5 protein-coding genes and 1 riboswitch are annotated in these 6,684 nt (G+C 44.5%); all 5 genes read left to right on the top strand.

Annotated elements, in window-relative coordinates:
- Positions 1–487 precede the first annotated feature (487 nt).
- The gene (gene guaA / locus AMS66_RS04165; protein ID WP_053779592.1) at positions 488–2,026 is read left to right on the top strand and encodes a glutamine-hydrolyzing GMP synthase; all 1,539 of its coding nucleotides are present in this window, start codon (positions 488–490) and stop codon (positions 2,024–2,026) included.
- Between the two features lie 180 nt (positions 2,027–2,206).
- Complete coding sequence (locus AMS66_RS04160; protein ID WP_053779591.1) at positions 2,207–3,247, top strand: leucine-rich repeat domain-containing protein; 1,041 nt, start codon at positions 2,207–2,209, stop codon at positions 3,245–3,247.
- Between the two features lie 96 nt (positions 3,248–3,343).
- Positions 3,344–3,595: a hypothetical protein gene (locus AMS66_RS04155; RefSeq protein ID WP_053779590.1), complete on the top strand. Its 252-nt coding sequence runs from the start codon at positions 3,344–3,346 to the stop codon at positions 3,593–3,595.
- A gap of 342 nt (positions 3,596–3,937) precedes the next feature.
- Positions 3,938–4,037, top strand: a riboswitch (purine riboswitch).
- 181 nt (positions 4,038–4,218) lie between these two features.
- Positions 4,219–5,595, top strand: coding sequence for an NCS2 family permease (locus AMS66_RS04150; protein WP_053779589.1), 1,377 nt, complete (start codon positions 4,219–4,221; stop codon positions 5,593–5,595).
- A 237-nt stretch (positions 5,596–5,832) separates the two neighbouring features.
- Positions 5,833–6,069: a hypothetical protein gene (locus tag AMS66_RS04145; protein ID WP_053779588.1), complete on the top strand. Its 237-nt coding sequence runs from the start codon at positions 5,833–5,835 to the stop codon at positions 6,067–6,069.
- Positions 6,070–6,684: the final 615 nt, after the last annotated feature.

The following is a 6,684-nucleotide window of genomic DNA, read 5'->3' as shown; positions in this document are numbered from 1 at the left end:
GCGTGAATATGCAGCGTCACCCGCCGTGGCCGCAGGCACGGACGGCGCGGACATCGCGCGGTTTGCAGCCGACTGGGAACGGCTGCTGTACGGGCCGGACCGTCCGCTGCGCGCGGACAGTCTGGACTTCCTGCGCCGGGCACTTCATCTGGCCCGGCGTATGCAGGCGCTGTAACACGAAGTACAGCGCAGCGCTATACATAGACGCCTTTCTCGCCCCATAAGCGAACGAGGCGTCTTTCCGCGAGCATACACCGTGAGTTTCATGCGGAAGAACTTTTTTTTATGATAATGCGCATCAACCCTTTTCTTATATTTCCGATCGGGAATAAATAGAATCGAACCGAAAATATTCGACCCAATACCGTAATTTCAGACGTTGGATTTGCCATGTTTTGAGATGTCGAAAAAAGGAGTTTCGCCTTTCCTTGACGGTATGTTTTGTCGTTGCGTATAATTAGTTTCATTAATTGAGGGAGGCACGGTAATGAATAAGCAAAATGAAATAGTGGTTGTCCTGGACTTTGGGGGACAATACAACCAGTTAATCGCCAGAAGAATCCGGGATCTTGGCGTATACAGCGAGCTTTTGCCGTATAACACACCAGCGGAGAAAATTGCAGAATTATCACCAAAGGGAATCGTGTTCTCGGGTGGACCATCTAGCGTTTACGCAGAAAATGCACCTCACGTAGATCCGGCCGTTTATGATCTGGGAGTGCCAATCTTCGGAATTTGTTACGGTATGCAGCTCATGGCGCAACAACTTGATGGTAAAGTGGAGCGTTCCGAGAAGCGCGAGTACGGTAAAGCGGATATCGAGTTTGCACCAGGTGCTGCTCTCGCACAAGGTATCGAAGGTGAACATACGGTATGGATGAGTCATGGTGACCACGTGGTTGCTCTTCCTGCTGGATTCAAACTGGATGCAGGCACGGAAAGTGCGCCAATCGCAGCGATGAGCAACGATGAGCGCAAATTGTATGCTGTTCAGTTCCATCCAGAAGTACGCCACTCTGTTCGCGGTAATGAAATGATTAAAAACTTCCTGTACGAAATCTGTGGTTGTGAAGGCAACTGGAGCATGGAGACGTTCATCGAAGATACGATCAAAGATATTCGTGAAAAAGTGGGCGACGGTAAAGTATTGTGTGCACTTAGCGGCGGTGTGGGTTCTTCCGTTGTTGCTGCATTTCTTCACAAAGCCATCGGTGACCAACTGACATGTATGTTTATCGACCATGGTCTGCTGCGCAAAGGCGAAGCGGAGAGCGTAATGGAGACGTTCGTCGGCAAATTCGACATGAAAGTTGTCAAAATCGATGCACAAGAGCGTTTCCTGTCCAAACTGGTAGGTGTGGATGATCCGGAACAAAAACGTAAAATCATCGGTAACGAGTTTATTTACGTATTTGACGAAGAGTCCAAGCAGTTTGATGATTTTGCATTCCTGGCGCAAGGTACACTGTACACGGATATCGTGGAAAGTGGCACAGCGACAGCTCAAACCATCAAATCCCACCACAATGTGGGCGGATTGCCTGAGGACATGAACTTCAAGCTGATCGAACCACTGAGTGCCTTGTTCAAGGACGAAGTGCGTAAAGTCGGCGAAGAGTGCGGTCTGCCAGAAGCAATTGTATGGCGTCAGCCATTCCCAGGTCCGGGTCTAGCTATCCGTGTACTGGGCGAAGTAACTGAGGACAAGCTCAAAATCGTTCGTGATTCGGACTACATCCTGCGCGAGGAAATTGCCAAAGCCGGTCTTGACCGCGAAATCTGGCAATACTTCACGGCCCTGCCTAACATGAAGAGTGTTGGGGTTATGGGTGATGCGCGTACGTATTCCTACACTGTAGGTATCCGTGCCGTAACATCCATCGATGGGATGACAGCTGACTGGGCACGTATCCCTTGGGACGTATTGGAGAAAATCTCCGTGCGAATCGTTAACGAAGTGGATAACGTAAACCGTATCGTGTATGACGTAACTTCCAAACCACCAGCAACAATTGAGTGGGAATAGAAGTTATCTATACAGATTCAATAACAAGAGATCGGAGTTTCCTTTAAGGAGCTTCGGTCTCTTTTTTTCATTTGGTGTTGTAACAAGATGTTATTTATACTTTCATTTACGTTAATCAATGGCTGTCTCTGTCTGATAGATATTACGAAGAAGAACATCCTGCAAAGAGGAGCTAAGACAATGAAGGAAAGAATCGAACTCAGACCCGAATGGACTCGTAAGGAGGTTGCCACACTTGTGGCTCATCCAGAACTAAAGATTGTTCAATACAGCGAGCACAATATACCGGATGTGAACTTGATGCAGATATTGAATGAGGAACTATTCGCCAACAGACCAGATATTACGCTTCGTATATATGGCTTTCATTCGCAATCTGGCGACTTGTCTGTTCTAAAATATATGAACCATGTAGAAAAGCTTGTGATTGATTGCAACAGTAGCGTTCATGGGATTGAAGCCGTAGGCTCATTGTCTGGACTGAAAGAGTTTGCTTTTGACGTATTTGAAGCGGGCCCCCTTGAAGTTTTAGAGCTAATACCCGCTACTTTACAGCAGCTCCGCATCGGCAAAACCAAAACGAAGAAAACGGATTTGTCCGTACTTAGCCGTTTCACCGAGCTTAAAACGCTGATTGTGAATGGGCATACGAGAAACATCGAAACGATCGGAACATTGCTCTCACTCAGCTCCCTCTATATTTCGGGAATACCATTAAAGGAATTGGGATACTTAAAAGATTTAACAAATTTGCGCGAACTTCATCTCAGTTTTGGCGGAGCAGAGAATCTGGATAGCCTTGCAGGCATGGAATCCTTGCAATTATTGAAGCTCCTAAGAGTGAAAGGTTTATCCGACCTATCTGTATTGCCTGAACTGAAGGGGGTGCGCTTATTAGGGATAGAGGACCAGCCGCATCTAACAAGTCTGCCGTCTCTTGAAAATCTGACTGAATTACAGCGTGTTTTCCTTAACAATGTGAATATGGAAAATATCGATTGGGCAAAGACTTCCAAAAGCCTTAAAGAACTCGCTCTCCTGCAAATGAAACATATTACTGCTGAAGATATCGACTCCCTGATTCATCATAAACCATTTGGAAAAATAATCGTTCATTTGAAAAATGCCAAACAGCAGAAAGTCGCGAAGCAGGCGATTATGGCAGCAGGCATGTGGGATGAGAGCGGGTGGTGGTATAACGATGAATCTCTGAATTTTTAATTCCTTCTTTAGGTTCGTTTCAGATTGTTTTCATGTGGGGCTTGTACACTGAGTACATAATACGGCTTTATGGCAACTGAAAGGAGAATTGAATGTATGCGTAAAACCGACAATATGAGCAAATGGAAGATGGGCATTGGAAGTGCGTTTCTGATGGTGATGCTGGCAGGATGCGGCTCGGGTATGCAGGACTTGGCTCTTGGTGCGGGGGATTCTTCATTTGTAAATTTAGAGGCAGCAGATTCATCTTCCGATCAGGCTCAGAATCAGGAGTTTTCTGAGGGATCGACCGATAATACACGTCAGGAACAACAGCAGGCACAGGACGTGCTTCAGACAGAGATTTAGAATATATGGTATAGGACCTTTCATGTAAAAAAAATGAACTAGTAACTGTGGCAGCCTGCTCTCTATACCTAATCTTTCGAATATCCCAATACATGATCCTCAACATATAACCATCTTTTCGGTAACGGTAATTCATGAAGCTACTGTAGTCAAAGTGTGCGTGCCACCTTTGACTGCGGTAGCTTTTTGATTGGTGAAACCTCATTTTAATTTGGGTTGTAAACCGCTGAACTGGTTCATTTTGTTAAATAATACGAACGATTTAGTTGATGAGTGTCAATAACATTCGTTTTTCTCATTGACAAACTAGCGGTAACCCTCCTAAAATAGTGATTGGAAACACACAAATAGCGCATACTACTTCGTATAATCCCGGGGATTGGCCTGGGAGTCTCTACGAGATCACCCTAATGATCTGGCTACGAAGAGGAGAAGGCTGAGCACATGAATTCTATATGATTGCGTCGGGCATGACATCACGCACATTAGAATTTTTTTTGTTCTCCGTAATTGGCACCATGCCACTCCTCATCAGCTAAAACCCTGGGTGATGCATTCATCTTCAGGGGTATTTGTCGTTTTTCAATAAGGCTTCAACATCTCTAAGGAGGAATTAGTGAATTATGGATCGTTTCTTTAAACTAAAAGCAAACGGAACGAACGTTAGAACGGAGATTGTTGCGGGTCTTACTACCTTTATGACAATGGCGTACATTCTTTTCGTAAACACGTTGTTCTTGGGATCGGCCGGAGCCGGTATGTCGGACAATGCAGTATTTTTTGCAACAGCCGTGGGTGCTGGTCTGATGACCATCATTATGGGATTGTTCGTTAACATTCCGATCGCCCTTGCACCAGGTATGGGTTTGAACGCTTACTTCATGACCGTGGTTCTGAGTTCCAACGGTGCGATTTCCTGGCAGGCAGCTCTCGGAGCCGTATTTATCTCTGGTATCGTGTTTATTATTTTGACAGTGACCAAAATTCGTCAAATGTTGCTCGTTGCAGTTCCAGACTCATTAAAAATGGCAATTACAGTAGGTATTGGTCTCTTTATTACCATCGTTGGTTTCAAATTGGCTAATCTGGTCGCTGTAACAGTTAATGTTGCACCTGATGCGGATCTGAGCCAACCGATTCCGGGCAGCAGTTTTAATCTGTCTTTGGGTAATTTCATCACGCATCATGATGCATTACTCGCACTGATTGGACTGCTTATTATTGCTGTGCTGATGGTTATGCGCGTCAAAGGTGCACTGCTAATAGGTATCATTGCTACAACGTTGATTGGTATCCCCATGGGCGTAACGAATCTTAGCGGTTTGTCCGGTGCAAGCTGGTTGCCTAACTTCAGCGATCTGGCAGTTGGACAACTGGATTTGAAAGGTGCAATTAGTCTTGGGTTGTTTGAAATCATCTTCATCTTCACCTTTGTAGAGCTGTTTGACACATTCGGAACGATGGTGGGTACAGCAACACGAATGGGGATCATGAAGGACAAGAAGAAAGGCGAGAAAACAATTGGTAAAGCAATGCTCGTCGATGCAGTGGGTGTAAGTGCAGGGGCTGCACTGGGTACAAGTACAATTACTGCTTTCGTTGAGAGTGCCTCTGGCGTGGAAGCTGGTGGACGTACAGGTCTGACCTCTGTAACGACAGGTATCCTGTTCATCCTGGCCTTGTTTATTGCTCCTCTGGCATTGGTTGTACCGTCTGCTGCAACAGCTCCGGCATTGATCATCGTGGGTGTCTTGATGATGAGTCAGGTTCGCAGCATTGAGTGGGACGACTTCCTGCAAGCTTTCCCGGCGTTCCTCACAATTGTGTTGATGCCTTTCACTGGAGGAATTGCAAACGGGATTTCAGCAGGGATTGTATCCTATGTAATTCTGGCCGTATTCAGTAACCTGGTTACGGAGCGCAAAGTGAAGATCCACTGGCTTATGTGGATATTGGCTATCATTGTTATATGCCGATATGTATTTATCGGTGGAGAATAACAGTTTGATTGAATGAAATGGGTCAGTTACTTGTGATAGATTTGTTATAATGCAATCGAAGTGAGCGGGAGCCTCGGTACGTTATCGGGCTTTCGCTTTTTTTGTTTCTTCTATAATAAGTAGTATGAACTTTGAAATAAGGGACAGGAGACACTTTGAAATATTCCTGCAGGGGATATTCTTACTTTGTGGGATAAATGAAATCGACTTTCTTCTATATATAAAGGAGGAACAAATATGAGTTGCGAGTTAATGGTTTTTGATCCAATCAAAGCTCCAGTTGATAAAACATCGTTCATGAGCTGGTATGGCGAGCAGACAAAGTGGTCGGAGGATCATTCCTACTCAGGTATTAAGGTGAGCTTAGAGGCGTTGCAACGTTTTTATGAAGAGCTTGTTCTAACATTTCCTTCAATGAATGTGGACGATGATGTTTTGAAGCGATGGAAGAAGCGGGAACGGATAATCGATTAACAGAATACTCGATTGGAAAAGAAATGATTTATGCTGCATTCGCATGGTCTATTGTGGAAGATGCCTATATAATGATGCGTGAGTTATCTATGAAGCATAACGTTGGATTTTTTGATGTAAGCGGCTCGGAGGGTGAGATCATTAGGCCCTAATGCGTATACTAGAATAGTACTCTTGAAAACATTTCGATAGGGATTACATAGTAACTCTACTATATATAATAGATAGTGGTGTAAGAGAGTTGCTATTTCCGAGTTTGGAATGATAGTTGCTGCTGCGGGATGAATTACCCCTATTAAATATAAGTGCGATGTACAGGATTAGATTATAGCGTACCGTACTGGGGAGTATCGTAAGGGATAATAGGGGTAGAGCGTATGTAGGAAACGGATCTATAAAATTTGAAAATAAAGCTTGCGTTCCGAATCTGTACATGGTATATTCTAATTCCGGCCAAGAAAACACGAGAAACACGGTGCGGCAAGCGAATGAAATAAGCTTCGAAAGAAACTTAAAAAAAGAGCTTGCAAAGTTGGTTCGGATCTGATAAGATATAAAAGTTGCTGTGGTGAACAACACACGGCGGTGAAACAAGTTTGATCTTTGAAAACTGAA

The organism is Paenibacillus xylanivorans, from assembly GCF_001280595.1.
Classification (GTDB): Bacteria; Bacillota; Bacilli; order Paenibacillales; family Paenibacillaceae; genus Paenibacillus; species Paenibacillus xylanivorans.
Note: the sequence above shows the minus strand (reverse complement) of the source record. Positions and strands in the feature narration are given on the sequence as shown.

What these genes read in the sequence shown, in the direction of transcription:
- guaA (WP_053779592.1), top strand. Translation starts at nt 488, where the DNA reads ATGAATAAGCAAAATGAAATAGTGGTTGTCCTGGACTTTGGGGGACAA.
- AMS66_RS04160 (WP_053779591.1), top strand. Translation starts at nt 2,207, where the DNA reads ATGAAGGAAAGAATCGAACTCAGACCCGAATGGACTCGTAAGGAGGTT.
- AMS66_RS04155 (WP_053779590.1), top strand. Translation starts at nt 3,344, where the DNA reads ATGCGTAAAACCGACAATATGAGCAAATGGAAGATGGGCATTGGAAGT.
- AMS66_RS04150 (WP_053779589.1), top strand. Translation starts at nt 4,219, where the DNA reads ATGGATCGTTTCTTTAAACTAAAAGCAAACGGAACGAACGTTAGAACG.
- AMS66_RS04145 (WP_053779588.1), top strand. Translation starts at nt 5,833, where the DNA reads ATGAGTTGCGAGTTAATGGTTTTTGATCCAATCAAAGCTCCAGTTGAT.